The sequence below is a fragment of the Telluria sp. AZSoR62 genome (assembly GCF_058111565.1).
This window is the reverse complement of sequence record NZ_JBYTST010000106.1, coordinates 1-407: the sequence shown is the minus strand read 5'-3', so window position 1 is coordinate 407 and position 407 is coordinate 1. Positions and strand designations below refer to the sequence as shown.

Sequence of the window (407 nt, the reverse complement as noted above, 5' to 3'; positions counted from 1 at the left end):
GTTGGTGAGTGCGCGTTTGATGGTGATCGGTTTCCACGCTTTGCCGGAAACGGTGGAGATGCCCTCGGTTTCGAGGTGGTCGACGAGTCCGCGGAGTGAGCCGCCGTCGAGGAGGGTGGTGGCCATCATGCGGATGACTTCTGCTTCCTCGTCGATGGTGGCGTCATTCGTCTCTGTCCAACCGTATGCACGACTCACTGTGTCCCCTTCGTCCACTGTATCTACCGCAACTGTAGCGGACATGAGAAAGGGGCGAGACCACAACGGCCCCGCCCCTCGCTCAGTCGACTATCTCAGCCGCGGAACTCCGTGAACGATCCTGTCGGGTTCAGCACCGGAGGCACCACCGGCGCGACGCTGGGAAGCCCCTTCGCAGAACCCAGATTGATCGTCAGCAACGACGTCAA

The 407-nt window shown here is 60.9% G+C and carries 1 protein-coding gene; it reads right to left on the bottom strand.

The features are described 5' to 3' along the window. Nucleotides 1-243, bottom strand: a 243-nt coding sequence (locus tag AC3XQU_RS23080) for a recombinase family protein (RefSeq protein WP_489876491.1), incomplete at its 3' end; no start/stop codon positions are given. Between the last annotated feature and the right edge of the window lie 164 nt (nucleotides 244-407).